This is a genomic window from Chromobacterium rhizoryzae, assembly GCF_020544465.1.
GTDB lineage: Bacteria > Pseudomonadota > Gammaproteobacteria > Burkholderiales > Chromobacteriaceae > Chromobacterium.
The window spans coordinates 4,679,569-4,704,677 of the sequence record NZ_CP066126.1; the positions used below are offsets into that span (position 1 = coordinate 4,679,569).

A 25,109-nucleotide genomic window follows, 5' to 3' on the forward strand; every position below is an offset into this window, starting at 1 on the left:
AAGGAGCCGCGCCATGAGCCCGCAACAACAGCAAGCGATTCTGAATCATCCCGCCTTTCAACAACTGGCCCGCGGCAAAGCGCGGCTGGGCTGGAGCCTGACCGCCGTCATGCTGCTGCTCTATTACGGCTTCATCCTGGTGCTGGCCTTCGCGCCGCAGTGGCTGGCCCGGCCCATAGGTGCCGGCGTCACCACCGTGGGCATGCCGGTGGGCGTCGCCATCATCCTGGCCGCGTTTGCGCTGACCGGGATCTATGTGCGCCAGGCCAACAAGCGGCTGGACCCGCTGAACGAACAAGTGCTGAAGGAGTGCCGGCCATGAGAATCCCTGTCGCCATGCTGGCGCTGACGCTGGCCGGCCCCGCCTGGGCCCAGTCCGGCGCGCAACGGCCCTTGAACTGGAACGCCATCCTGATGTTCCTGCTGTTTGTGGCGCTGACCCTGTTCATCACCGCTTGGGCCGCCCGTCGCACCCGTTCCGCCTCGGACTTCTATACCGCCGGCGGCGGCGTCACTCCCCTGCAAAACGGCCTGGCCATCGCCGGCGACATGATCTCCGCCGCCTCCTTCCTCGGCATCTCCGCGATGATGTTCAGCAAGGGCTACGACGGCCTGATCTATGCGTTGGGGGTGTTGGCCGGCTGGCCCATCATCATGTTCCTGATCGCCGAGCGCTTGCGCAATCTGGGCCGCTTCACCTTCGCCGACGTGGTGTCCTACCGGCTGAGCCAGACCCCGGTGCGCATCACCGCCGCCTGCGGCACGCTGACGGTGGCGCTGCTCTATCTGGTGGCGCAGATGGTGGGCGCCGGCAAGCTGATCGAACTGCTGTTCGGCGCCAGCTACCTGAGCGCCGTGATCATCGTCGGCGCGCTGATGGTCTTGTACGTGATGTTCGGCGGCATGCTGGCCACCACCTGGGTGCAGATCGTCAAGGCGGTGCTGCTGCTGTCCGCCACCAGCTTCATGGCCTTCATGGTCTGGCGACGCTTCGGCTATAGCAGCGAGGCCGTGTTCGCCGCCGCCGCCGAGCTCCGCGGCCAGGCCATCCTGGCGCCGGGCGGCCTGGTGTCCAATCCGGTGGACGCCGTCTCCCTGGGGCTGGGCATGATGTTCGGCACCGCCGGCCTGCCGCATGTGCTGATGCGCTTCTTCACCGTGGCCGACGCCCGCGCCGCGCGCCAATCGGTGTTCTACGCCACCGGCTTCATCGGCTATTTCTATCTGCTGCTGATCCTGGTGGGCTTTGGTGCCATCCTCATCGTCGGCGGCGACGCCGGCTTTCGCGACGCAGACGGCGGCATTGTCGGCGGCGCCAATATGGTGGCGGTGCACCTGGCCCAGGCGGTGGGCGGCAATCTGTTCCTCGGCCTGGTGTCGGCGGTGGCCTTCGCCACCATTCTCGCCGTGGTGGCCGGCCTGGCCCTGTCGGCCGCGTCGGCGGTGTCCCACGATCTGTACGCGGTGGCGCTGCGCAAAGGCAAGGTGAGCAGCGCCGAGGAAATGCGAGTGTCGCGGCTGGCCACGCTGGTCATCGGACTGCTGGCCATTCTGCTGGGCTTGTTGTTCGAGAAGCAGAACATCGCCTTCCTGTCCGGCCTGGTGCTGGCGATTGCCGCCTCGGTGAATTTTCCGGTGCTGTTCCTGGCGATGTTCTGGCCCCGGCTCACCACCCGCGGCGCGGTGGCCGGCAGCCTGGCCGGCCTGGCGTCCGCCATCGCGCTCTTGGCGCTGGGGCCCATGGTGTGGGTGGATATCCTGGGCCATCCGCGGCCGATCTTCCCCTACGCCAACCCGGCGCTGTTCTCCATGAGCGCGGCCTTCGCCTGCGCCTGGTTGTTGTCGATCTGCGATCGTTCGTCACAGGGCCAATTGGAACGCAGCCGCTTCCCGGCGCAATACATCCGCGCGCTGACCGGACTGGGGACCGGCGCCAAGCCCTGATGGGGTTCAGGCCAGCAGCGCCGCCATCGTCATGTTCTGGAACGCGGCCATGCCGCGGGTCAGCGTCTTGTCGCGGTGCTGCACCTGGTACAAGGTGCGCGTCAGCACCGGCAGGCCGGCGTTCAGCTCCACCACCGCGCCGGTCTGCAACAGATCGGCCACCACCCGCCGCGACAGGCAGCTGACCCCCAGGCCGGCGGCCACCGCGTGCTTGATCGCTTCGGAATGGCCCAGCTCCATGCTGACGTTGAGCATGGCCAGGTGCGGCAGCAATAGCCGATCCACCTCCTCGCGCGTGCCGGAGCCGGCTTCGCGCAGAATCCATTCCGCTTGCGCCAGGTCCTGGCGCGCCGCCGCCCCTCGCGCCAGCGGGTGATCCGCGGCGGCGAACACCACCAGCTCATCCTGTCTCCAGGGCTGGGCGACCAGATCCGGGTGATGGCAAGGCCCTTCGATGAAACCGAAGTCCACCCGCAGGGCCGCCACCGCGTCGACGATGTCGCGGGTATTGGCCACGTCCAGCTCCAAGCGCGCCAGCGGCCAGGCGGCGCGGAAGGCCGCCAGCTGCTGCGGCAGCAGATAGTTGGCCACCGTGCTGCTGGCGCCTATCTTCAAGGACATCGCCCCGGCGTTGAACAGGCTCTGCATGTCCTGGGCCGCGTCCAGCATGGCCCGCGCCTTGGGCCACAGCAGCCGGCCGTGCTCGTTCAGGCTCAGCCGTTTGCCGATGCGGTCGAACAAGCGCACGTCTAGGCCCGTTTCCAGCTTGTCCAGCGCCTGACTGGCGGCGGACTGGGTCAGCGCCACCTGTTGGGCCGCCTGAGTGACGGTGCCGTATTCGGCCACCGCGACGAAGACCTCCAGCTCGCGCAGGGTCAGCTTCAAGGCCATACCCCCTCCTTATATTGATTTTGCTACTGACATATATCCATTTTATCCGTTTCTCTACTGAAAACGAGGGGCGTATCGTTAGCCTCATCCGCCATAGACCAAACAGGCATTTACTTATGACAAACCTTCGCCAAATCATGCCGGGCCTGGCGTTGGCCATCGCCCTCGCCGTCGCCGCGCTCTACGCCGCGGATTTGCCGGCGATGAAACATCTGGGCTTCTCCGCCCTCACCCTCGCCATTCTGGGCGGCATGCTGATAGGCAACACCGTCTACCGCTACTTCGCCGGCGCCAGCCACCACGGCATCCAGTTCTCCAAACAGAAGCTGCTGCGCCTGGGCATCATCCTGTTCGGCTTCAAGCTGACCTTCCAGGACATCGCCGCCGTCGGCTTCGCCGGCGTGCTGATCGACACCCTGGTGCTGTGCACCACCTTCCTGCTGGCCTTCCGCATCGGCCGCAAGTATTTGGGCATGGACGAGCAAAGCGTGATCCTGATCGGCGCCGGCAGCTCCATCTGCGGCGCGGCCGCGATCCTGGCCACCGAGCCGGTGCTCAAGGCCCACGCGGAAAAAGTGGCGGTGGCCGTCGCCACCGTGGTGGTGTTCGGCACCGTGGCGATGTTCCTGTGGCCGATGCTGTATCAGTGGACCAGCCATCTGGGCATTTCCGAGTTCAGCTACGGCGTGTTCGCCGGCTCCACCATCCATGAAGTGGCGCAGGCGGTTGCCGCCGGCAAATCGGTCAGCGAGGCCGCGATGACCACCGCGGTGATCACCAAGATGATACGGGTGATGATGTTGGCGCCCTTCCTGATCGCCCTGTCCAGCTGGCTGGCCGCCAAGCCGCACGGCAGCCGTCAGCAGAAGGGCCGCATCGCCATCCCCTGGTTCGCCGTCGCCTTCCTGGGCGTGGCCGCCTTCAACTCCTTCAATCTGCTGCCGGCCGCATGGGTCAACGCCATCGTCTCCCTGGACAATCTGCTGCTGGCCGCCGCGATGGGCGCGTTGGGCATCACCACCCATTTCTCCGCCATCCGCCAGGCCGGCGCCAAACCGATGTTGCTGGCGTCCATCCTGTTTGGCTGGCTGATCGTCGGCGGCGGCCTGATCAACTTCGGCGTCAGCCATCTGCTGCACTAAACGCCGCTCGCGCAAAATCAAAACCGCCCGGTTTGCGCCGGGCGGTTTTTTTTCACTGAGCGGCCATCATGGTTTAGAACAAGCCACGGAAAGGGTTCCACCCCTTATAGCCTTTGACCTTCTTTTGGTAATACAGATAATTCACCGACATGCCGGCCAGCGCGCTAAAGCCGAAACCAAGCCCGCGGGTGATCGACTCAGGCACATCCAGCAAGACGAGGACCAGATTGATCAGCAGCGCCACGCCCAACAAGGACAGCATGTTCTTCCACAAGCCCAGCACCAGGTAATAGATTGGCCAGAAAAAAAAAGCGATGAAATTCATCTGCACCTTAAGGCGGTCGCCAAACGACAAGGCTTTGAACGCCTCCTTGTAACTGGCACTATTCGGCGCGCCGTGCTGATCGAAGAAGGCAAAGCGCATCTGCCATTTGTCGCTGTAAGCGGTGTAAGCGGAAGGTTCTGACATGACTTTTCCACATGTGGTTAATAATGACATTATTTTGCGGCATGCCAAAGGATAGGACAATGAAATCGCGGTCAGGACCAGTCCCAAGCCAAAACAAAACCGCCCGGCTTGCGCGCGGGCGGTGGCAGTGGCAGTGGCAGTGGCTTACATTACGACCAGGCCTCAACTCCGCTCCTGTTCAGCCTCCTTCCAACGTACTCCCTATCACTCCCATGCCTGCTCGCGTGACTGCCCCTGCATAACCTTCTGCTGGCTTTTCACCAAGGCCGTCGTGAACTGTCTCTTGAAGTTGTCCGCCGGGCGCCAGCCTTTGCCGTCCCGGACAAAGCTGAACTCGCCTTCCAATAACAAACGGCCCTTCTTGCCGATCATCGTCATGAATGGGTCGCGATACTGAACCATCAACTTGCAGTTCCAGACGCCGCCTGCGCCTTGCACGCAGTCGCTCAAGGGCAGTACTTCACCGAGCGCAAATTCCGGCTTCCCCAGCGCCCCCAGCGCACGGGTCAAAGGGTCGACACCTGGCCCACCCAGCTTGCGAAAATCGAGCACGCCTTGTTGCAGCGCCTGCCTCACGCCCAGCCGGCCCAAAGGCTTGCCCAACTCCGGCAACATACCATCCGCGTCCAACTGAGCATAACGTGTGCGCAGCACACGTTCATCGCTTCCCTTTACATGGATAGCGTCGTCTTTTCCCTGTACCTCGTAGGCGATGGGCGCGCGCTGCTGCTCATCCGCCACCAGAACCGCCACGCAGCCACGGGCGCGCTCCATCTTGATGTATCCCAGCTCCTTGACCTGCTCCAACTTGAGATTCCGCAGATTGATGGTTTCCGGCGCACTCGCGCTGAGCTTTGACGATATCTGGTGCAACTTCTCAGACATCAAAGAGGCCCGTATGCTTTTCTTCACCACGGACGCTTCGCATCTCGGCACCAGCGGCGGTGTCAGAAAGTACCAGCCGGCCGCGCCGAGCAAGGCCGCGCTCCCCAAGCCCCAAGCCAGCTTCCCGCGCCATGTCGTCGCCTTTTGTCGCTGGAGCAGCGCCAATTCCAGCTCCAGATCCTGGTTGTATTCATCCACCGCCTGCCTGCGCACCGCATTGGACGTGAAACCTTCGTCCGCATCCGCCTTGGCTTCGATTTCAATCATTTGCTCAAAGCTCAGCACTTCCTCCTCTTCCAACCAGTCCAGGCCTCCGCCCAAGGTGGAGAAGGGCTCCGCGTCCTGCTCGCGCAGTTTGTCGCGCGCGGCTTCGTAAATCGCCTGGTCAATCACTCCGCCCGCCAGCAGATGGTCAAGAATCGGGCTTGCAAACGTGGAATCGCTCATATCGTCCATCAACGGCGCGCATTTCGCATACGCAGCCGGGCTAGTGGAAAGGGCGCTCAGCATAACCCACGCCTAAAACTCAAGCCAATTTGGATTTAAAATCCACAAAAAAATGCCAAAAAAATAGAAACACAATTTCCACGGAGCGCGCCCGCGCATGCAATGAAAAACGCCCGGCCAAGCCGGGCGCTATCAAGTATGACTAACCGTTAGAACTCAGCACGGACACTTCTTCATGCTCTTGCCGCCATAGCGTTCATCCTGACAACGGCGGAAGAAAGCCTCGCGGCTCATCACCTCCGCCTTGGGATCGAAGCGGCGGCGGCTGGCGACGTAAGCGTCGTAATCCTTGACCCCCACCATCAGCCGGGCGGTTTTCGCCCATTGTTGCCATAGCTTGCCCATCACGCGCCCTCCTCCCGGAACATGGCCGGCACCTCCTTGGCGGTGGACCATTTCACCGCCAGGGACTTGCGCATCACGTTCAGCGCAAACGCCAGCATGGCGATCACCACCGCCATGAACAGCGCCGTCAAAGTGGCGTCCACATAGTCATTGAAGATGATCTGATGCATTTGCGCCATATTCTTGGCCGGCGCCAGCACCTCGCCCTTGGCCGCGGCGGCGGAGAATTTGTCCGCGTGGGCCAGGAAGCTGATCTTGGGACTGGCGTGGAACAGCTTCTGCCAGCCGGCGGTCAACGTCACCACCAGCAGCCACAAGGTGGGCACGGCGGTGACCCAGATGTAGCGGGTTTTCTGCATTTTGATCAGCACCGCGGTGGCCAGAATCAGCGCGATGCCGGCCAGCATCTGGTTGGCGATGCCGAACAGCGGCCACAAGGTGTTGATGCCGCCCAGCGGATCCACCACGCCCTGGTAGAGGAAGTAGCCCCAGCCGGTCACCGCCAGGCCGGTGGCGATCAAGTTGGCCGCCCAGGACTCCGTGTTGGCCATAGGCTTGACCACCAGGCCCAGCAGATCCTGGATCATGAAGCGCAGCACGCGGGTGCCGGCGTCGATGGTGGTGAGGATGAACAGGGCTTCGAACAGAATGGCGAAGTGATACCAGAAGGCCATCATCGCCGGCCCGCCTATCACATTGGACAGAATGTGCGCCATGCCCACCGCCAAGGTCGGCGCGCCGCCGGCGCGGGACAGGATGGTGCTCTCGCCCACGTCCTTGGCCATCTGGGTCAACATGTCCGGCGTGATGAGGAAGCCCCAGCTGGAAATCACCTGGGCGGCTTCTTCCGCGGTCTTGCCTATCACCGCCGCCGGGCTGTTCATCGCGAAGTACACGCCCGGATCCAGCACGCAGGCGGCGATCAACGCCATGATGGCGACGAAGCTTTCCATCAGCATGGAGCCGTAGCCTATCATGCGGGTGTGGGTTTCGTTCTCCAGCATCTTGGGCGTGGTGCCCGAAGCCACCAGCGCGTGGAAACCGGACACCGCGCCGCAGGCGATGGTGATGAACAGGAAGGGGAACAGATTGCCGGCGAACACCGGGCCGCTGCCGTCGATGAATTTGGTCACCGCAGGCATGTGCATATTGGGCGCCACGATCATGATGCCGATGGCCAGGCCGACAATGGTGCCGATTTTCAGGAAGGTGGACAGGTAGTCCCTCGGCGCCAGCAACAGCCATACCGGCAGCACCGAGGCGACGAAGCCGTAGCCGATCAGCGTCCAGGCCAGCGTGGTGCCGCTCAGGGTGAACAAGGGCGCCAGGGTTTCGTTCTTGGCGATGTCGCCGCCGTAAACAATGGCCAGCATCAGCAGGATGAAGCCGATGACGGAGATCTCGCCGATCTTGCCCGGCCGGATGTAGCGGGTGTAAACGCCCATGAACAGCGCGATCGGTATCGTGGCGGCAATGGTGAAGGTGCCCCACGGGCTGCCGGTCAGCGCCTTGACCACTACCAGCGCCAGTACCGCCAGCAGGATGACCATGATCATCAGGATGCCGATGGAGGCGATGACGCCGGGGATGGCGCCCAGTTCGGTGCGGATGATCTCGCCCAGCGATTTGCCGTCGCGGCGCACCGACAGGAACAGGATCAGGAAATCCTGCACCGCGCCGGCCAGCATCACGCCGACCAGAATCCACAGCGTGCCCGGCAGATAACCCATCTGCGCGGCCAGCACCGGTCCCACCAGCGGCCCGGCGCCGGCGATGGCGGCGAAGTGGTGGCCGAACAACACCCATTTATTGGTGGGCACGTAGTCCAGGCCGTCATTGTATTTTTCCGCCGGGGTCAGCCGGCGAGCGTCCAGTTCCAGCACTTTGTGGGCGATGAAGCGGCCGTAAAAGCGATAGGCGATGGAGTAGACAGACACCGCCGCCACGATCAGCCAGACCGCGTTGACCGGCTCGCCGCGATTGAGGGCCACCACGGCGAAGGCCGCCGCGCCCGCCAGGGCGACGGCCAGCCACACGGCCCATTCTCTTATCTGTTGCATATGGCAAGTTCCTATTCTCTTTATCCCGTTTTAATTCATCGGTCCCTGGCGGCAACGGCGGCCACGGCCGGCTTTTTGTGCCTGACCGATTCTGGATTGATAGCGCCGGAAAATCAAGCAGGCCAAATCATTTGCAAAAACTATCGATAGTTTATGACGAATAGCAGTCACGATAATGCTAAAGTCGCCGGCAAACCTCGCGTGCTAATATTTTGATTTGAACCACCGAAATCCCGTCGACGGACATGAACAGCGATACCCCCCATATTCTCATCGTCGAAGACGACGTGAGACTAGCCGAATTGATAGGCGCTTATCTGAGCAAGCACGGCTATCGCATCTCCCAGCACGGCCGCGGCGACACCGCGCCGGCCATCATCCTGGAAGAAAAGCCGGACCTGGTGATCCTGGACATCATGCTGCCGGGCAAGGAAGGCTTCGACGTCTGCCGTGAAATCCGCCCGCGCTATAACGGCCGGGTGCTGATCATGACGGCGCGCGACGAGGACGTGGACGAAATCCTGGGGCTGGAACTGGGCGCCGACGACTACCTGGCCAAGCCAGTGGAGCCGCGCCGCTTGCTGGCGCGGGTGCGCGCGCTGCTGCGCCGCGGCGGGCCGGGGGCGCAGGCCGACGGAGAGGCCGGCGACGAAGACAGCTTCACCTTTGGCCAGTTCTGCATCAGCCAGGCCACGCGCGAAGCCACGCTGAACGGGGAGCTGATCGATCTGACCACCGCCGAATTCGACCTGCTGTGGCTGTTGTCCTCCCACGCCGGCCAGGTGCTGTCCCGCGACGACATCATGAGCGAGCTGCGCGGCATCGGCTTCGACGGCTTGGACCGCTCCATCGACGCGCGCATTTCGCGGCTGCGCCGCAAGCTGGGCGATAATCCCGACGCGCCGGCCCGAATCAAGACCGTGCGCGGCAAAGGCTATCTGTTCTCGCGCAGCGACTGGGAATAAGGCATGAGCACTCGTCGTTTGCGCGGCTGGCTCAAGCCGTCGCTGGGCACTCTGTTCGCCCGTTATTTCTTCGCCACCATGCTGGTGGAGCTGATCATCATCATCGGCTTCGGCTTCCTGGTCACCAAGCTGTACGAGAACAGCGACCGCAACGGCAAGCTGCAATTCATGAACGGCACCGTGAGCCTGATCCGCGAGCAGCTGGCTCAGACGCCGCATCGGGACTGGGACCGCAAGCTCGCCGACATCGCCCGCGCCTTCAGCTATCCGGTCAAACTGATCGCCCATCCTCCCGACGATTTCGAGCCGGAAGGCCACGCCGCGCTGCAAGGCGGCCGCCCCTATTTGGATTTCGACAACCAGTTGCTCTACATGCCGCTGCCCCATGATCCGCGTCTCTTGCTGCTGGGCCCGCTGGAAGCCCCGGCCAGCAACAGCAGCTGGATCAGCGAAGACATAGAAATCCTGCTGTTGTGGATTCTGCTGACCGGCACCACGCTGGGCACCCTGATCTACTTCAGCCTGCGCCCGCTGTGGAAGGACTTGCTGGAAGTGCGCCGCAAGGCGGAGGTGTTCGCCGACGGCGACTTCAGCGCCCGCGCCCAACCGTCCAAAAGCCGGCTGCTGGCCCCCCTGTCCCTGGCCTTCAACAGCATGGCCGCGCGGCTGGAGCGGCAGATGGAAACCCGCCAGGCCTTGTCCCACGCCATCGCCCACGAGATCCGCACCCCGATCGCGCGGCTGCGCTTCGGTCTGACCATGCTGGAGGAAGAAGAGGACGAACAGGAATGGCGGCGCTACCGCGAAGGCATGGAGCGCGATATGCAGGAGCTGGAGGAGCTGTTCAACACCAGCATGGAGTTCGCCAAGCTCAACCGCAACGAAGTGCCGCTGCACTGGGAAACCGTGGACCTCTACGACTGGTTCGACGATCTGGTCGATCTGGTCACGCCGCTGAAACCGCCGGGCATCGCGCTGGAGCTGGACTGCGCGCTGGGCAACGGCGCGTTCGACCGCAAGCTGATGTATGTGGCCAGCCGCAACCTGCTGCTCAACGCCTTCAAATACGCCAACGCTCAGGTCCGGCTGACCGTGTGTCACAACGCTTCCGGCCAGCTGCTGATTCATGTCGACGACGACGGCTGCGGCATTCCCGAGGCTGAACGCGACAAGGTGTTCGAACCCTTCCTGCGGCTGGACCGCAGCCGCGACCGCGCCACCGGCGGCTATGGCCTGGGGCTGTCCTTCGTCAAGCTGATCACCGAACACCACGGCGGCCAGGCCAGCGTGAGCGCCAGCGAACTGGGCGGCGCGCGCTTTACTCTGCGCATCATGCAACCACAGCAATAAGACCCGCTAAACCAACCCCTGATCCTGCGCTGCGCGGTTTAGTTAGCGGCTCTATGAGCGGCTCAGCGCCCGCTTGCGACCCGTGGAGCCTCACGCGGCGAACACGGCTTCAGAATACGCATCGACCGCTTCTCCGCTTCTTCCTTGTCTCGCTCTTGCCCGCGAGACTTTGAAGAGGCGGCCAAGAACGCCGGCGCCGGCGAAAAGTAAAGCCGCAGTTTGTTAAGCAATCTGAATGGGGTCACGCGCCGTCACAAAGCGGGGACAGGAAGCCAACAGACCCCAAGCCGCCGCGTCGGGATAATGCCAGCATCTCAACTTGGATTCGGGTATTTCCCATGGTTTCTTCACGACCGGCCGCCCTGCTGGTACACGGTCTGGGCGGCAGCGCATACGACCTTGGCGCGCTTGGACGCACGCTGGAGGAGGCGGACATCGTCACGCACACCCCGCTGTTGCCGGGACATGGCGGCGAGCCGGAAGATCTGCTGTCCGTCCGCTGGCAGGACTGGGTGGAAACCATACGCAAGGAATACCTGGAACTGAAGACGCGCCACAAGGTGGTGCATCTGGCCGGCGTTTGCCTGGGCGGCCTGGTGGCGCTGGAAGTGGCGCGGCTGGAAAACCATCAGGACGGCCTCGCCTTGTACGCGCCGCCGCTGTTCCTGGACGGCTGGAGCCTGCCCAAGCTGACCTGGGCGCGCCACATCGTCTACCGCATTCCCGGCCTGGCCAAGAAGATGCGCGTGCCGGAAGTCGAACCCTTCGGCATCAAGAACGCCCGCATCCGCAAGGCCATCCAGCAGCGCTTCGAACGCGGCGAACGCTTCCACTACGCCTACATCCCGCTGGCCTGCATCCGCCAGGTGGATGGGCTGCGCCGCCAGCTGATGTCGCGGCTGGAAGAGATCACCTGCCCGACGCTGATCGTGCATGCCGACGAGGACGACATCACCAGCCCGCGCTCGGCCCGCTACTTGCAGCGCTATCTGGGCGGCAAGGTCGACTTCATGCCCTTGTCCAATAGCTACCACATGGTGATGGTGGACAATGAACGCGGCGAGGTGCTCAAGCGCAGCCTGAAGTTTTTCAACCAGCGCGCCCAAGCCCGGGCCGCCGCCGCTGAACACGCCGACTGGGCCGTCTTCGCCGCCGCCTGAGCGCCGCGTCGCCGCCATCAGGGCAAGCCTCAGGCTTGCCTTTTTTCTTGCCTGCGCCAGCCGCGCCCGCCCCTTCTTCAACTAAAGTTGCAAGCAATCACAACTAAACATTGAATTTAACAGCTGCGCAAACTTCCCGGCCGCCCCGTCATCAACCGTCATCAAGCCAGAACACAGCGACAATGGAAGACGAGGACCGGCTGAAGCAAACTGTTTGCACGAGCCGGATCGGCCCCCCGCCGGTCTTGCAACGGTTCCGTTCTCTTTTCCCTTTGTGTGACTTTGCGTGCCCGCCGGCTCCGGCGGGCATCTTTTCTTTGCCCTGCCCGTCCCGCTTTGTTACAGATCGTTACACAAGCCCTCCATCGATAACACAAAGAGCGTTTACAAGCTCAACAGACTGACTTGGTTCCTGTTCGCACAATATTGCAGTTATCAACAAAGCAAACAGTCGCAAAAATGAAAAAACTGATTACCGCTTCCGTGCTGAGCCTGGCAGCTCTGACCGCACACGCCGCCGACCCGGGCTTCTACGTCTTCGGCAACACCGGTTACAACTTCTCCAAGCCGGAGTCCGGCAACCGCAACATCGTCCTGAAAGACGCCAAGGCCGCCGGCACGGTATGGGAACTGGGCGCCGGTTACCGCTTCAACCAATACCTGGCCACCGAGCTGTCTTACGCTGACTTCGGCAAATCCACGGCCAACGGCTCCTTCAGCGGCCGCACCGGCAACGGCTCCGTCGCCACCAAGGCCGAGCGCATCGCCGTGCTGGGCATCCTGCCGGTGACCCAGGATTTGGAAGTTTTCGGCAAGGCCAGCCTGAACAACGTGCACACCAAGCTCAAGATCGACCGAGTTGCCAACAAAACTTTCAACGACACCCGCTTGGGTCTTGGTTTCGGCGCGCAGTATCAGCTGCACAAAAACCTGTCCTTGCGTGGCGAATACGAATACATCGCCGGCACTGACTTCCAGATGGCGGGCCAAAGCGTGGTCAAGACGTCCGGCACCAGCGTGCTGAAGGCCGGCATCAGCTACCACTTCTAATCTCAGCCTTGCCACGCCCTTCCATCGCCAGCCGCGGCCCCTGTGTCCGCGGCTGGTTTTGCGTTTCAGGCCGCCGGCACCGCCATGCCGCGCCGCACCGCCGGCCGCTCGCCGACGCGTTGGAACCAATCGCTTACCCGCGGAAACGCCGCCAGATCCACCTGATGCCAATCATGGCGCGCCGCCCACGGATAGAGCGCGATATCGGCGACGCCGTACTCGCCGGCGACGTAATCCCGCCCGGCCAACTGCCGGTCCAGCACGCCGTACAGACGCAAGGCTTCGTCGTGGTAGCGCTTCTGCGCATAGGGAAGGCTTTCCGGCGCATAGCGCAGGAAATGGTGGGCCTGCCCCAACATCGGTCCGAAGCCGCCCATCTGGAACATCAGCCATTGCAGCGCCTCGTAGCGCGCCGCGCCCGCCGCCGGCAGCAGGCGGCCGTGCTTTTCCGCCAGGTATTGCAGAATGGCGCCGGACTCGAACATCGCCAGCGGCCGACCATCCGGCCCCTCGCTGTCGACGATGGCCGGAATCTTGTTGTTGGGACTGATGGCCAGAAAGGACTCGGCGAACTGCTCCCCTTTGCCGATATCCACGGAGTGCACGGCGTATGGCAGCTCCAGTTCTTCCAGCATGATGGAAATCTTGCGCCCATTGGGCGTGCCCCAGGTATACAGATCAATCACGATGCGCGTCTCCCATGTTCAAAGCCCGGGCGGCGCGCCTGCGCGCGCCGCCCCGTCTGCTACAATGCAGCCCATTTCAAGCCTTCAGGATACTGCGATGAGCCAGCCGCGCGTCAATGATGTCAAAGCCTTTCTCTTGGACCTGCAAGACCGCATTTGCGCGGCGCTGGAGCAGGCCGACGGCGGCGCTCAATTCGTCGAAGACGCCTGGCAGCGTCCGGGCGGAGGCGGCGGACGCAGCCGGGTCCTGACCAAGGGCGCGCTGTTCGAGCAGGCCGGCGTCAACTTCTCCCATGTCCACGGTGACGCGCTGCCCGCCTCCGCCACCGCCCACCGGCCGGAGCTGGCCGGCCGCGGCTTCCAGGCCATGGGCGTGTCGCTGGTGATCCATCCGGAAAACCCGCACATTCCCACCAGCCACGCCAATGTCCGCTTCTTCATCGCGGAAAAAGAAGGGGAAACGCCGGTATGGTGGTTCGGCGGCGGTTTCGACCTGACCCCGTTCTACCCGGTGGAGGCCGACGTGGTGCACTGGCACCGCGTGGCCCGCGATGTGTGCCTGCCTTTCGGCGAACAGGTCTACCCGGACTACAAGCGCTGGTGCGACGAGTACTTCTTCCTGAAGCACCGCAACGAGGCGCGCGGCATCGGCGGCCTGTTCTTCGACGATCTGAACGCCTGGGGCTTCGATTCCTGTTTCCGCTTCATGCAGGCGGTGGGCAAGGGCTTCACCGACGCCTACCTGCCCATCGTCGAGCGCCGCAAAGGCGATAGCTGGGGCCACCGCGAACGTCAGTTCCAGCTTTATCGCCGCGGCCGCTATGTTGAATTCAATCTGGTTTGGGACCGCGGCACCCTGTTCGGTCTGCAGTCCGGGGGACGCACCGAATCCATCCTGATGTCGATGCCGCCGCTGGCGCGCTGGGAGTACGATTATCAGCCGGAGCCGGGCAGCCCGGAAGCGGCGCTGACCGAGCACTTTCTGGCCCCGCGCGACTGGCTGGCCTAAGCGCCGCGGCCAAGCCGGATGCCGCCGCTTTCTCCAGCCCGCACATGAGTTTAGCCAATCACAAGGACGGCGAAATCGGGTATCCTTGCGCAGCTGTCCATAATAATCCAATGACTATCCGTTCCGCATGAATCAACCCCATTTTTCGGCCGGGCGCTCCGGCCCCGCCGCCCGTCCCTGGCTGGAGCCGGCGCTGTGGCTGCTGTTCGCCGTCGTCTGGTTCGGCTCCCTCGGCTACCGCGGGCTGATTCACGCCGACGAGGGCCGCTACGCCACGCTGTCGCTGTTCATGTTGCACAGCGGCGACTGGATCACGCCGCGGCTGAACGGCCTGCTGTATTTCGAAAAACCGGCGCTGCAATATTGGATGGGCGCGCTGAGTTTCGCCGCCTTCGGCGTCAACGAGTTCGCCGCCCGCTTCTGGCCCGGCCTGACCGGCTTCTTGACGGTGGCGATGTGCGGCTTCACCGCGCGCCGGCTGTGGGGCGTCGACGCCGGCCGCTACGCGGCGCTGGCCGCCGGCAGCTGCGCCTGGATCGTGGCCAACAGTCATTTCCTGTCTCTGGACATGGGCGTCAGCTTTTTCCTGACCGTGGCGCTGTGCAGCTTCCTGCTGGCCCAGCGCGACGACGCCGGCCCGCGCGAAACGCGCCACTGGATGTGGCTGACCTGGGCGGCGATGGCCGCCGCCACGCTGAGCAAGGGCTTGATAGGTCTGCTGATCCCCGGCGCCACCCTGGTCTTGTACAGCCTGCTCAACTGGCAATGGGGCTTCTGGAAACGCATGCACTGGCTGAGCGGCCTGGCGCTGTTCCTGCTGCTGACCGCGCCCTGGTTCATCCTGGTGTCCCAGCGCAATCCCGACTTCGCGCATTTCTTCTTCATCCGCGAGCACCTGGAGCGCTTCCTCACCACCGAGCACAAGCGCACCGGCGCGCCGTGGTATTTCGTGCCCTATCTGCTGCTGGGCCTGCTGCCCTGGACCAGCCTGCTGCCGGCGCTGTGCCGCGACGGCTGGCGCGAGCCGGGCGCGCGGCTGCGCGCCGGCCGCCTGCTGCTGATCTGGTCGGTCTTCATCTTCGCCTTTTTCAGCAAGTCCAGTTCCAAGCTGCCGTCCTACATCCTGCCGCTGTTCCCGGCGCTGGCGCTGCTGCTGGCGCCCACCTTGCAGCGCATGCCGGCCGCCGCGCTGAAGAAGCACCTGCTGCCGGCGCTGCTGCTGTGGCTGGCAGCGCTTGGTCTTTACCCCTTCGTCGACCATTTCGCGTCCGAGGACATCCCGCTCGACGTGCTGCACGGCTTCGCCCATTTCGTCGTCGCCGCCGCGCTGCTGTTCCTGGTCTGCGCCGTCGTCGCCTGGCGTTTGCTGGGCCGCGAGCGCAAACTGGCCGCGCTGTGCTGGCTGGCCTTCGGCAGCCTGCTCGCCGTCAGCGTCGCCGCCGCCGGCCATGACAGCTACGGCAAGCTGAAGGGCAGCAAGGACATCGTGGCCCAGATTCAGCCTTATCTGCGCGCGGACACGCCGGTGTTCTCGGTGCGCTACTACGATCAGACCTTCCCCTTCTACCTGGGCCGCCCGGTCACCCTGGTGCAGTTCGTCGACGAGTTCGAGTTCGGCGAGGGTCAGGAGCCGCAGCGCTGGATGCCGCGGCTGGAACAATTCGTCGCCGCCTGGAAGGCCGCGCCGCGCGCGCTGGCGATGACCGACCCCGCCACCTATCAGGAACTGCAAGCCCAGGGCCTGCCGATGCGGGTGGTCTACCAAGATCCGCGCCGCCTCGTCGTGGCCAAGCCGTGAAACCGCCAACCTTTGGACCCCTTCTAATATGAAGTTGATCGAATTCGGCCTGATTCTGCTCGGCGTGCTGCTCAACGCCGCCGCCCAGCTATGCTTGAAGGCCGGCGTGCGCCAAATCGGCCACTTTGACTTTTCCGCCGCCAACGTGTTGCCGATAGGCTGGTCGCTCGCCACCAATCTGCCCATCGTCGGCGGCCTGTCCTGCTACGTGGTCAGCGTGGTGGTCTGGATCATGGCGCTGTCGCGGGTAGAGGTCAGCATCGCTTATCCCATGCTGTCCATCGGCTACGTGGTCAACGCGCTGCTGGCCTATTGGCTGTTCGGCGAGGCCTTGAGCGCGCAGAAACTGATCGGCATCGGCGTCATCATCATCGGCGTGGTGCTGGTGGCGCGTAGTTAAGGCTTATTTTTGCCACGGAAACACACGGAATGACACGGAAAATAAAACGCCCGCTCAGCAGCCGACAAGATTCAATGGCGCAAAACGAATTTGAATGACTGTTTTTGTCCGTGCCTCCGTGTGCTTCCGTGGCTAATTTTCAGGGTTTGAATATGGATTTTCTACCGTTTACCCGCCCGGACATCGACGAAGCCACCATCGCCGCCGTCGGCGAGGTGCTGCGCTCCGGCTGGATCACCACCGGTCCCAAGTCCCGCCAACTGGAAGCCGAGTTGTCCGCCCACGTCGGCGGCCGCCCGGTGCGGGTGGTGGCCTCCGCCACCGCCGCGCTGGAAATGGCCTTGCAGGTGGCCGGCGTCGGCCCCGGCGACGAGGTGATCACCTGCCCGCTGAGCTGGGTGGCCACCGCCAACGTCATTCTCAAGGTGGGCGCCAAGCCGGTGTTCGTCGACGCCGACCGCGCCAGCCGCAATATCGATCTGGACCTGGCGGAACGGGCGATCACGCCGCGCACCCGCGCCATCATCCCGGTGGACCTGGCCGGCCTGCCGGTGGATCGCGACCGCCTGTACGACATCGCCAAGCGCCACCGTCTGCGCGTGGTGGAGGACGCCGCCCAGTCCATGGGCGCCAACTGGCGCGGCCGCCGCATCGGCAGCGACGGCGATCTGGTGTCCTTCAGCTTCCACGCCAACAAGAACATGACCAGCGGCGAAGGCGGCTGCCTGGTGCTGAACGACGAGAACGAGGCGCGCCTGTTCGAGAAGCTGCGGCTGCAGGGCGTGACCCGCCACGCCGACGGCGGCATGGACGTGGACGTGCTGGGCGGCAAGTCCAATATGACCGACATCGCCGCCGCCATCGGCCTGGGCCAACTGCCGCGGCTGGAAGGCTTCAACGCCCGCCGCCGCGAACTGGCCGCGCTGTATTTCCGCCATTTCGACCGCGAGCTGGGCTGCGAGCTGCCGCTGGAGGACATGGCCCAGAGCAACTGGCATATGTTCCAGCCGCTGCTGCCGCTGGACCGGATGAGCATGGACCGCGGCGAATTCATCGCCCGGATGAAAGACCTGGGCATAGGCGTGGGCGTGCACTACCCCGCCATGCATTTGTTCACCCTGTTCCGCGAGATGGGCTTCCAGCCGGGCGACTTCCCGGTGGCGGAAGACATCGGCCGCCGCACCGTCACCCTGCCGCTGTTCCCGGCTATGGCCGACGAGGACGTGGAACGCGTGTGCGCCGCCGTGAGCGGCGTGCTGAAGCCCGTGCTGAGCGTATAAAACATTATGAAAAGCGTAATCGATCTTTCCGTCGTCATCCCGGTATACAACGAGCAGGACGTGCTGCCGGCGCTGTTCGACCGCCTCTACCCGGCGCTGGACGCGCTGGGCGTGCGTTATGAAGTCGTCTTCGTCAACGACGGCAGCCGCGACAAGAGTCCGGCCATGCTCGCCGCGCAGTTCGACCTGCGCCCGGACGTGACCCGGGTGGTGCTGTTCAACGGCAATTTCGGCCAGCATCGCGCCATCCTGGCCGGCTTCGAATACAGCCGCGGCGAGCGGGTGGTGACGCTGGACGCCGACCTGCAGAACCCGCCGGAGGACATCAAGCTGCTGCTGGCGGAAATGGACAAGGGACACGACTACGTCGGCTCCATCCGCCGCCAGCGCAACGACAGCCTGTGGCGCCATCTGGCCAGCCGCGCGATGAACCGCCTGCGCGAGAAGCTGACCCGCATCAAGATGACCGACCAGGGCTGCATGATGCGCGCCTACAGCCGCCGCATCATCGACACCATCAATCAGTGCAACGAACTGCACACCTTCATCCCGGCGCTGGCCTATCAGTTCGCGCAGAACCCGACCGAAGTCACCGTCGGCCATGAAGAGCGCTTCGCCGGCGAATCCAAGTATTCGCTGTACAGCCTGATCCGCCTGAACTTCGACCTGATGACCGGCTTCTCCATCGTGCCGCTGCAGCTGTTCTCGCTGCTGGGCATGCTGGTTTCCGCCGGCTCCGGCGTGCTGGTGGTCTATCTGGTGCTGCGCCGCCTCATCGTTGGACCGGAAGTGGGCGGCCTGTTCACCCTGTTCGCCATCGCCTTCTTGCTGATCGGCATCGCGCTGTTCGGCATCGGCCTGCTTGGCGAATACATCGGCCGCATCTACCAAGAAGTGCGGGACAGACCGCGCTATGTGATCGGCGCGGTGCTGGAGCAAAAGGACAAGCCATGAAAGCCGTGGTCTTCGCTTATCACAATGTCGGCGTGCGCTGCCTGAAGGCGCTGATCGGCGGCGGCGTGGAAGTGGCGCTGGTGGTCACCCACCGCGACAATCCCAAGGAAAACATCTGGTTCGCCAGCGTGGAGCAAGTCGCCCGCGACTACGGCATTCCGGTGATCACCCCGGACGACCCGAACACGCCGGAAACGCTGGCCCAAGTGCAGGCCGCGCGGCCGGACTTCCTGTTCTCTTTTTATTACCGCCACATGCTGAAGGCCCCGCTGCTGGAATCCGCGGCGCGCGGCGCCTTCAATATGCACGGCTCGCTGCTGCCCAAATACCGCGGCCGGGTGCCGATCAACTGGGCCATCATCCACGGCGAAACCGAAACCGGCGCCAGCTTGCACGTGATGAACGTCAAACCGGACAACGGCCCCGTCGTCGACCAGATGGCGGTGCCCATTCTGCCGGACGACAACGCCGACGAAGTGTTCGCCAAGGTCACCGTAGCCGCGGAAATGGTGCTGGCCCGCAGCCTGCCGGCCCTGCTCGCCGGTCAGACCGAGTTCCGCCGGCAGGACTTGAGCCAGGGCGGCTATTTCGGCGGCCGCAAGCCGGAAGACGGCCGCATCGATCCGCGGGCCGGCGCCGCCCAGCTGCACAACTTCGTGCGCGCGCTGACCCACCCGTTCCCGGGCGCCTTCGCCGACACCGAAGGCGGACGGCTGGTGATCTGGAAAACCCTGCGCGCCGGCGGCCACGGCCAGCAATTGCAAGCGGCCCGGCTACACTCAGAACACGGCGCGCTGTGGCTGGACGCCGTGGACGGCGGCCGCCTGAAGGTTCTGTCCGCCACGCTGGACGGCGCGGCGCTGGATCCGGCGACGGCGGTGGCGCTGACGCTGGCCTGAGGCGGCGGACTCACGGAATACACATGCAAATCACAGCTCCCTTCCGGGGGGCGATGAAGGAAATCTCAATGAAAAAAGTACTGATCCTCGGCGTCAACGGCTTCATCGGCCACCACCTGACCAAGCGCATCATCGAAACCACCGACTGGCACATCTACGGCATGGACATGCACGATGACCGCGTGGCCGAGTGGAAAGACCATCCGCGCTTCCACTTCTTCGAAGGCGACATCACCATCAACAAGGAGTGGATCGAGTACCACGTGAAGAAGTGCGACGTGGTGCTGCCGCTGGTGGCCATCGCCACCCCGTCCACCTATGTGAACAATCCGCTGCGCGTGTTCGAGCTGGACTTCGAAGCCAACCTGCCCATCGTGCGCCAGTGCGTGCAGTACAAGAAACACCTGGTGTTCCCGTCCACCTCGGAAGTCTACGGCATGTGCCATGACGAAGAGTTCGACCCGGAAAACTCCGAGCTGATCTGCGGCCCGATCAACAAGCCGCGCTGGATTTACTCCTGCTCCAAACAGCTGATGGACCGCGTGATCCACGCCTACGGCATGCAGGAAGGCCTGAACTACACCCTGTTCCGTCCGTTCAACTGGATCGGCGGCGGCCTGGACAACATCAACACGCCGAAGGAAGGCTCCAGCCGCGTGATCACCCAGTTCCTGGGCCACATCGTGCGCGGCGAGACCATCAAGCTGGTGGACGGCGGCCATCAAAAGCGCGCCTTCACCTATGTGGACGACGGCATCAGCGCGCTGATGAAGATCATCGAAAACCAGGACGGCAAGGCTTCCGGTCAGATCTACAATATCGGCAACCCGGCCAACAACTACTCCATCCGCGAACTGTCCGCGATGATGCTGGACCTGGCCCGCGTCTACCCGGAATACCAGCTGAACGCCGACAAGGTGAAGATCGAGGAAACCACCTCCGGCGCTTACTACGGCAAAGGCTATCAGGACGTGCAGAACCGCGTGCCCAAGATCGCCAACACCATGGCGGACCTGGACTGGAAACCGAGCGTGACTATGGCCGACGCGCTGCGCGGCATCTACGACTACTACCGCGACCAAGTAGCCGCCAGCCGCGACCTGTCCGAGTAAGCGGCTCCCGGCGCCAGGCGAGATAGAATGCCCGGCGCCGGTTTCAGAGATACCCCATGAAAAAACTCGCCCTTAAAATCGACGTCGACACCTGGCGCGGCACTCGCGACGGCGTGCCGCGGCTGATGCACATGCTGCAGCAGCATCATGCCAAGGCCACGTTTTTGTTCAGCCTGGGCCCGGACCATACCGGCCGCGCGATCAAGCGGGTGTTCCGTCCCGGCTTCCTGTCCAAGGTGTCCCGCACTTCGGTGGTGGAGCACTACGGCATCCGCACCCTGCTCTACGGCACCGTGCTGCCCGGCCCGGACATCGGCAAGCGCGAGGCGGAACTGATGCGCGAAGTGCGCGCGCAGGGCTTCGAGGTCGGCATTCACACCTGGGACCACATCAAGTGGCAGGATTACGTCGCCGGCAAGGACGCCGCCTGGACCCGCGCCGAAATGCGCAAGGCGGCCGAGCGCTTCGAACAGATCTTCGGCGAGCCGGCGCGCACCCACGGCGCGGCCGGCTGGCAGATCAACGACGCGGCGCTGGCCTATGAGCGCGAACTGGGCATGCTTTACGCGTCCGACGGCCGCGGCAGCCACCCCTTCCAGCCGATGGACGACGCCGGCCAGCCCCTGGGCGTGCCGCAGCTGCCCACCACGCTGCCGACGCTGGACGAATTGATAGGCCTGGACGGCCTCACCGCCGACAACGTCCATCACCATATCCTGGCGCTGACCGAAGAAGCGCCGGCCACCGGCCATGTGTACACCCTGCACGCCGAGCTGGAAGGCCTGCGTCTGGGCTATACCTTCGAGCATCTGCTGGTGGGCTGGCAAGCCCAGGGCTATCAGCTGTGCAGCTGCATCGAGCTGTTCAGCAGCCTGGACGCGGCCGCGCTGCCCGCCGGCCGCGTGGTGATGGGAGAGATTCCCGGCCGCAGCGGCACGCTGGCGCTGCAAGCCTAAGAACCTGTTACGATCTGCTGCGCGTCGTGAGACGTGGCACGGTGAGTACGGCTTCGAAATGCTCATGTACCACGCGTACATTCCGCTTTCTCAGCCGCAACGCCTTGTCTCGCCTTAGCTCGCGAGATCGTAAACACGTTCTAAGAACCAGTGTTCTATCTTTTAGGACTGAAACGACAGCCCACCCAGCCGCCGCCCGGTTTCATTTCCCGGCCGGCGGCGTCTGCGCGGCCAGTTGGTCCAGCATCGCGCGCAAAGCGTCCATGTGCTCCTCCAAGCCTTCCGCGCCGCCCTGCAACAGCATGCCCTCCAGTTCCCGCGCCAATTCCGCCAGCTCGCGCTGCTCCATGGTCAAGGCCGCGCCGGAGATCCGGTGCAGATGCTGGCTGGCCGTGGACCAGTGAGCGTGCTGGACCGCCCGCACCGCCTGGCGGTAATCGCGCTCGTTATGCTCGATGAACATCTGCCATAGACCGCTGACCTGGGGCGGAGATTCGACGGCCTCGGAGACCGGCGCCGCGTCCGGCAGCCACATGAGCAAGATATGCTGCAAATCCCTGAGCCGCAGGGGCTTGACCAGCACGCCGTTCATGCCGCTGTCCATGCACCGTTCCCGGTGCAGATCGTCATTGGCCGCGGAAATCGCCACGATGGGCAGCAAAGCGCCGCCCTCCTCGCGCTCCCATGCGCGGATGCGCCGCGTCGCCTCGTAACCGCTGATGTCCGGCAGGCTGCAGTCCATCAGGATCAAGCGCACCTCCGGGTGTTCCTTCAGGATGGACAAGCTGCTCATGCCGGTGCTGGCCACCGTGGCGCGGCAGCCCAATTGGCGCAGCTGCTCGCAAATCATCAGCTGATTGGCCGGATGGTCTTCCACCACCAGCACCAGCTGCCCCTGCCCCACCGCCTGCGGCGGGCCGGAGGCTTCTTCCTCCGCCGCCTCCTTGACCAGCGCCGGCCCCAAACGCACCGGCAGCTTGATGGTGAGAATGGTCCCGGACGCGCCGTCGCTGTCCAGCGTGATGCGCCCCTGCATCAACTCCACCAAACGCTTGCAGATGCTCAGCCCCAGCCCCGAACCGCCGAACTTGCGGGTGGCGACGGAGTCCGCCTGCACGAAAGCGTCGAAAATATTCTTCTGCGCCGCCAGCGGCACGCCTATGCCGGTGTCTATCACCTGGCACACCAGCACGCCGCGCTTGCGGCTTGATTTTCCGCGGCGCAAGTCCGCCTTCAACGTGACCGTGCCCTTGTCGGTGAACTTGATCGCGTTGGACATCAGATTGTGCAGCACCCGCTGCAAATGCGAAGCGTCCAGCCAGAAGGCGCGCTCCGGCAGTGCATGGACGTAGCGCAGCTCCAGCCCCTTCATCTTGGCCGCCAAGGCGTACAGCCTGACCTGGTCTTCCAGAATGGAGCCGACGTTGACGAAGGACGGGTCCAGGCTTTCCTGGCCCGCGTCCAGCCGCGAGGCGTTGAGAATATTGTTGAGCAGTTGCAGCAGGCTGCTGGCCGCCAGATTGGATTGCAGCACCAGCTCCCGCTGTTTCTCGCCCAAGGACATGGTCTGCAGCAGTTCGCCGGCGGCGATGATGGCGTTCATCGGCGTGCGGATTTCATGACTGACCACCGCCAGAAACTCGCTCTTGGCCGCTTCGCCCGTCCTCGCCTTGCGCAGCAGCAAGGTGGTGGTGCGTATCACCAGCAGCAGGACGAAGAACAGCAGCACCAGCAGGGTGCCTTCGCCGGCGTAACTCCTGAACACGCTGGAGACGGACGGCCGCGGCGCCACTTGCTCCTCCCAGGCGGAGCGGGCGGCGTCGACGTCGTCGGCCGACATCGTGTCCAGGCTGCGCCGCAGGATGGCGTAGAGCAAGGGCTGGTGCTTGCTGACCCCCATCCGGTAAATGGCGTAATAGCCGGGCAGCGCGCCGGAGCTGCTCAGATCGGGGAAACGGTAATTCAGCAGGAAGCGCGCATAGCTTTCCGGCACCAGGCCGATGTCCGCCCTCCGGTCCTGGATCGCCAGCAAGGCCTGAGTGGGCGTCTCCGCCGCCACCAGGTCCGGGTTGGCGTGATCGCCCAACAGCCAGGAGCGCGAGTTGTCGTTGAAGATGAAGGCGAGCTTGCGCCCGTGCAGATTGTCGTGGTCGAACACCACCGGGTAGTCGCGGCGCGTGATCGCCATCAAGGGCTGCGAGGAATACGGCTGGGTGAAGTAGTAATTCTTGTTCAGGTTCAGTTCGCCGATCGCGTCCTGATTGATGCTGGCCAGCATCATCGCCCGCCCATTGCCGCTGGCCTCGATCAGGGCCTGCGCCGAATGCACTTGCACGATATTGAAGCGCAAACCGCTTTTCTCGCTGACGTACTGCAGGAAAAAAGCCTCGACCCCCTTGTAATGGACGTTGCTGTTCTTGCGCTTGGCCGCCGGTTTGGACCTGAGCACGTACACGTCCACCACCGGATTCCGGCTGACCCAGGCCTCTTCCTCCCGGCTCAGCGGGATCTTGCTGCCCTGGTCGGCGCAAGCGGACAAAACGCCGCACAGGACGAGCAGGCCGCTCAAATGTTGAAATCGCACCGCTACTCCAATTTGGAGTTCAATAAAAACAACTCCCTGTCCGTATTGATGCCCAGTTTCTGGAAAGCCGCTTTTTTCTGAGTGCTGACCGTCTTGATGCTGCGCGAGAACTTCTCCGCGATCTGGCTGGTGCTCATGCCGTCCAGACAGCAGCGCACCACCTCGCGCTCCCGCGGCGACAAACGCGCATACGGGTCCAGCGTCCGCCCCTCCTCCAGCTTGATGTCGCCCGACAGCAAGAGATTCATCTCGCTCATCATCTTGACGGTCAGATACACCCGCCCGGCATAAACGCTGTGGATGGCGCCCGCCAGCGCGTCCACCGGCTGCGACTTGCTGAAAAAACCCCTGGCGCCCGCGCGCAGCATCAGATTGACCGTTCCTACCAGGTCCACCGACGACAGCACCAGGACTTTGCACTCCGGATAACGGACATTGATGGACTGAATCAGGTTCAGTCCGTCCACCTCGTTGCTGCCCAGGGAGAAATCCATCAACAAGACATCCGGCAGCCGCTTGCGGAAAACCGCCAGCAACTGGGTGCTCTGCGCGAAACTGCCGACAATCTCGAACTCCGGGTATTGCTTGAGCTTGGCCTCCAGCCCCACCCTGACCACGTCATGGTCATCCAGAATCATCAGCGATATTCTTTTTCTCATGCCG

General features: G+C 63.7%; 23 protein-coding genes. 15 read left to right on the plus strand and 8 right to left on the minus strand.

Annotation, left to right across the window (positions count from 1 at the left end; translation table 11 throughout):
• Positions 1-13 precede the first annotated feature (13 nt).
• Together JC616_RS21390 and JC616_RS21395 are read left to right on the plus strand one after the other, a co-directional pair.
• Positions 14-322: a DUF485 domain-containing protein gene (locus tag JC616_RS21390; RefSeq protein ID WP_227105329.1), complete on the plus strand. Its 309-nt coding sequence runs from the start codon at positions 14-16 to the stop codon at positions 320-322.
• Positions 319-1,944, plus strand: a complete 1,626-nt coding sequence (locus JC616_RS21395; protein WP_404990258.1) for a cation/acetate symporter — start codon at positions 319-321, stop codon at positions 1,942-1,944. Before JC616_RS21390 ends, JC616_RS21395 begins: the two co-directional genes overlap by 4 nt.
• Before the next feature lie 6 nt (positions 1,945-1,950).
• Here the strand turns inward: JC616_RS21395 and JC616_RS21400 are convergent, their stop codons facing one another.
• Positions 1,951-2,835 (minus strand): LysR family transcriptional regulator, encoded by an 885-nt coding sequence (locus tag JC616_RS21400; protein WP_227105331.1) that lies wholly within the window; start codon positions 2,833-2,835, stop codon positions 1,951-1,953.
• Between the two features lie 116 nt (positions 2,836-2,951).
• Here JC616_RS21400 and JC616_RS21405 point away from each other — a divergent pair, with 116 nt between their 5' ends.
• Positions 2,952-3,977, plus strand: coding sequence for a YeiH family putative sulfate export transporter (locus tag JC616_RS21405; RefSeq protein WP_107800781.1), 1,026 nt, complete (start codon positions 2,952-2,954; stop codon positions 3,975-3,977).
• A 73-nt stretch (positions 3,978-4,050) separates the two neighbouring features.
• Here the strand turns inward: JC616_RS21405 and JC616_RS21410 are convergent, their stop codons facing one another.
• From JC616_RS21410 to JC616_RS21425, 4 genes are all read right to left on the minus strand, one after another.
• Entirely contained in the window at positions 4,051-4,446 is a 396-nt protein-coding gene (locus tag JC616_RS21410) for a DUF2628 domain-containing protein (RefSeq protein ID WP_227105333.1), read from the minus strand.
• Positions 4,447-4,650: 204 nt separating this feature from the next.
• Positions 4,651-5,841: a hypothetical protein gene (locus JC616_RS21415; RefSeq protein WP_227105335.1), complete on the minus strand. Its 1,191-nt coding sequence runs from the start codon at positions 5,839-5,841 to the stop codon at positions 4,651-4,653.
• A 153-nt stretch (positions 5,842-5,994) separates the two neighbouring features.
• Entirely contained in the window at positions 5,995-6,183 is a 189-nt protein-coding gene (locus tag JC616_RS21420) for a YbdD/YjiX family protein (RefSeq protein ID WP_107800784.1), read from the minus strand.
• Complete coding sequence (locus JC616_RS21425) at positions 6,183-8,243, minus strand: carbon starvation CstA family protein (RefSeq protein WP_227105337.1); 2,061 nt, start codon at positions 8,241-8,243, stop codon at positions 6,183-6,185. Before JC616_RS21425 ends, JC616_RS21420 begins: the two co-directional genes overlap by 1 nt.
• Positions 8,244-8,488: 245 nt before the next feature.
• Here JC616_RS21425 and JC616_RS21430 point away from each other — a divergent pair, with 245 nt between their 5' ends.
• The 4 genes from JC616_RS21430 to JC616_RS21445 all read left to right on the plus strand — a co-directional run bounded on the left by JC616_RS21430 (position 8,489) and on the right by JC616_RS21445 (position 12,768).
• Complete coding sequence (locus JC616_RS21430) at positions 8,489-9,208, plus strand: response regulator (RefSeq protein ID WP_081549203.1); 720 nt, start codon at positions 8,489-8,491, stop codon at positions 9,206-9,208.
• Between the two features lie 3 nt (positions 9,209-9,211).
• Positions 9,212-10,558 carry an ATP-binding protein gene (locus JC616_RS21435; RefSeq protein WP_227105339.1) on the plus strand — a complete coding sequence of 449 codons (1,347 nt, stop codon included), beginning with the start codon at positions 9,212-9,214 and terminating at the stop codon, positions 10,556-10,558.
• A gap of 338 nt (positions 10,559-10,896) precedes the next feature.
• Positions 10,897-11,718, plus strand: a complete 822-nt coding sequence (locus JC616_RS21440) for an alpha/beta hydrolase (RefSeq protein WP_107800787.1) — start codon at positions 10,897-10,899, stop codon at positions 11,716-11,718.
• 459 nt (positions 11,719-12,177) lie between these two features.
• On the plus strand, positions 12,178-12,768 hold the full coding sequence (locus tag JC616_RS21445; RefSeq protein ID WP_227105341.1) for a porin family protein: 591 nt from the start codon (positions 12,178-12,180) through the stop codon (positions 12,766-12,768).
• A gap of 65 nt (positions 12,769-12,833) precedes the next feature.
• On the opposite strand, the gene JC616_RS21450 is transcribed toward JC616_RS21445, so the two are convergent.
• The gene (locus JC616_RS21450; RefSeq protein WP_227105343.1) at positions 12,834-13,454 is read right to left on the minus strand and encodes a glutathione S-transferase family protein; all 621 of its coding nucleotides are present in this window, start codon (positions 13,452-13,454) and stop codon (positions 12,834-12,836) included.
• 97 nt (positions 13,455-13,551) lie between these two features.
• On the opposite strand from JC616_RS21450, the gene hemF reads away from it, so the two are divergent.
• The 8 genes from hemF (at position 13,552) to JC616_RS21490 (ending at position 21,862) form a co-directional block, all read left to right on the plus strand.
• On the plus strand, positions 13,552-14,463 hold the full coding sequence (hemF, locus tag JC616_RS21455; RefSeq protein WP_227105345.1) for an oxygen-dependent coproporphyrinogen oxidase: 912 nt from the start codon (positions 13,552-13,554) through the stop codon (positions 14,461-14,463).
• 127 nt (positions 14,464-14,590) lie between these two features.
• Positions 14,591-16,261 carry a glycosyltransferase family 39 protein gene (locus tag JC616_RS21460; RefSeq protein ID WP_227105347.1) on the plus strand — a complete coding sequence of 557 codons (1,671 nt, stop codon included), beginning with the start codon at positions 14,591-14,593 and terminating at the stop codon, positions 16,259-16,261.
• 28 nt (positions 16,262-16,289) lie between these two features.
• Positions 16,290-16,661, plus strand: coding sequence for an SMR family transporter (locus JC616_RS21465; RefSeq protein WP_107800792.1), 372 nt, complete (start codon positions 16,290-16,292; stop codon positions 16,659-16,661).
• Positions 16,662-16,813: 152 nt separating this feature from the next.
• The gene (locus tag JC616_RS21470) at positions 16,814-17,941 is read left to right on the plus strand and encodes a DegT/DnrJ/EryC1/StrS family aminotransferase (RefSeq protein ID WP_227105349.1); all 1,128 of its coding nucleotides are present in this window, start codon (positions 16,814-16,816) and stop codon (positions 17,939-17,941) included.
• Between the two features lie 6 nt (positions 17,942-17,947).
• Positions 17,948-18,895, plus strand: coding sequence for a glycosyltransferase (locus tag JC616_RS21475; RefSeq protein WP_107800794.1), 948 nt, complete (start codon positions 17,948-17,950; stop codon positions 18,893-18,895).
• Positions 18,892-19,794, plus strand: coding sequence for a formyltransferase (locus tag JC616_RS21480; RefSeq protein WP_227105351.1), 903 nt, complete (start codon positions 18,892-18,894; stop codon positions 19,792-19,794). The genes JC616_RS21475 and JC616_RS21480 overlap by 4 nt, the downstream gene beginning before the upstream one ends.
• A gap of 68 nt (positions 19,795-19,862) precedes the next feature.
• The gene (locus JC616_RS21485; protein WP_107800796.1) at positions 19,863-20,906 is read left to right on the plus strand and encodes a bifunctional UDP-4-keto-pentose/UDP-xylose synthase; all 1,044 of its coding nucleotides are present in this window, start codon (positions 19,863-19,865) and stop codon (positions 20,904-20,906) included.
• Between the two features lie 56 nt (positions 20,907-20,962).
• The gene (locus JC616_RS21490) at positions 20,963-21,862 is read left to right on the plus strand and encodes a 4-deoxy-4-formamido-L-arabinose-phosphoundecaprenol deformylase (protein ID WP_227105353.1); all 900 of its coding nucleotides are present in this window, start codon (positions 20,963-20,965) and stop codon (positions 21,860-21,862) included.
• A gap of 202 nt (positions 21,863-22,064) precedes the next feature.
• On the opposite strand, the gene JC616_RS21495 is transcribed toward JC616_RS21490, so the two are convergent.
• Positions 22,065-24,446, minus strand: coding sequence for an ATP-binding protein (locus JC616_RS21495; RefSeq protein WP_227105355.1), 2,382 nt, complete (start codon positions 24,444-24,446; stop codon positions 22,065-22,067).
• Positions 24,447-24,448: 2 nt separating this feature from the next.
• A complete protein-coding gene (locus JC616_RS21500) occupies positions 24,449-25,105 on the minus strand; it encodes a response regulator transcription factor (protein WP_146176722.1) in 657 nt (218 codons plus the stop codon).
• Positions 25,106-25,109 lie beyond the last annotated feature (4 nt).

What these genes read in the sequence shown, in the direction of transcription:
- JC616_RS21390 (WP_227105329.1), top strand. Translation starts at nt 14, where the DNA reads ATGAGCCCGCAACAACAGCAAGCGATTCTGAATCATCCCGCCTTTCAA.
- JC616_RS21395 (WP_404990258.1), top strand. Translation starts at nt 319, where the DNA reads ATGAGAATCCCTGTCGCCATGCTGGCGCTGACGCTGGCCGGCCCCGCC.
- JC616_RS21400 (WP_227105331.1), bottom strand. Translation starts at nt 2,835, where the DNA reads ATGGCCTTGAAGCTGACCCTGCGCGAGCTGGAGGTCTTCGTCGCGGTG.
- JC616_RS21405 (WP_107800781.1), top strand. Translation starts at nt 2,952, where the DNA reads ATGACAAACCTTCGCCAAATCATGCCGGGCCTGGCGTTGGCCATCGCC.
- JC616_RS21410 (WP_227105333.1), bottom strand. Translation starts at nt 4,446, where the DNA reads ATGTCAGAACCTTCCGCTTACACCGCTTACAGCGACAAATGGCAGATG.
- JC616_RS21415 (WP_227105335.1), bottom strand. Translation starts at nt 5,841, where the DNA reads ATGCTGAGCGCCCTTTCCACTAGCCCGGCTGCGTATGCGAAATGCGCG.
- JC616_RS21420 (WP_107800784.1), bottom strand. Translation starts at nt 6,183, where the DNA reads ATGGGCAAGCTATGGCAACAATGGGCGAAAACCGCCCGGCTGATGGTG.
- JC616_RS21425 (WP_227105337.1), bottom strand. Translation starts at nt 8,243, where the DNA reads ATGCAACAGATAAGAGAATGGGCCGTGTGGCTGGCCGTCGCCCTGGCG.
- JC616_RS21430 (WP_081549203.1), top strand. Translation starts at nt 8,489, where the DNA reads ATGAACAGCGATACCCCCCATATTCTCATCGTCGAAGACGACGTGAGA.
- JC616_RS21435 (WP_227105339.1), top strand. Translation starts at nt 9,212, where the DNA reads ATGAGCACTCGTCGTTTGCGCGGCTGGCTCAAGCCGTCGCTGGGCACT.
- JC616_RS21440 (WP_107800787.1), top strand. Translation starts at nt 10,897, where the DNA reads ATGGTTTCTTCACGACCGGCCGCCCTGCTGGTACACGGTCTGGGCGGC.
- JC616_RS21445 (WP_227105341.1), top strand. Translation starts at nt 12,178, where the DNA reads ATGAAAAAACTGATTACCGCTTCCGTGCTGAGCCTGGCAGCTCTGACC.
- hemF (WP_227105345.1), top strand. Translation starts at nt 13,552, where the DNA reads ATGAGCCAGCCGCGCGTCAATGATGTCAAAGCCTTTCTCTTGGACCTG.
- JC616_RS21460 (WP_227105347.1), top strand. Translation starts at nt 14,591, where the DNA reads ATGAATCAACCCCATTTTTCGGCCGGGCGCTCCGGCCCCGCCGCCCGT.
- JC616_RS21465 (WP_107800792.1), top strand. Translation starts at nt 16,290, where the DNA reads ATGAAGTTGATCGAATTCGGCCTGATTCTGCTCGGCGTGCTGCTCAAC.
- JC616_RS21470 (WP_227105349.1), top strand. Translation starts at nt 16,814, where the DNA reads ATGGATTTTCTACCGTTTACCCGCCCGGACATCGACGAAGCCACCATC.
- JC616_RS21475 (WP_107800794.1), top strand. Translation starts at nt 17,948, where the DNA reads ATGAAAAGCGTAATCGATCTTTCCGTCGTCATCCCGGTATACAACGAG.
- JC616_RS21480 (WP_227105351.1), top strand. Translation starts at nt 18,892, where the DNA reads ATGAAAGCCGTGGTCTTCGCTTATCACAATGTCGGCGTGCGCTGCCTG.
- JC616_RS21485 (WP_107800796.1), top strand. Translation starts at nt 19,863, where the DNA reads ATGAAAAAAGTACTGATCCTCGGCGTCAACGGCTTCATCGGCCACCAC.
- JC616_RS21490 (WP_227105353.1), top strand. Translation starts at nt 20,963, where the DNA reads ATGAAAAAACTCGCCCTTAAAATCGACGTCGACACCTGGCGCGGCACT.
- JC616_RS21500 (WP_146176722.1), bottom strand. Translation starts at nt 25,105, where the DNA reads ATGAGAAAAAGAATATCGCTGATGATTCTGGATGACCATGACGTGGTC.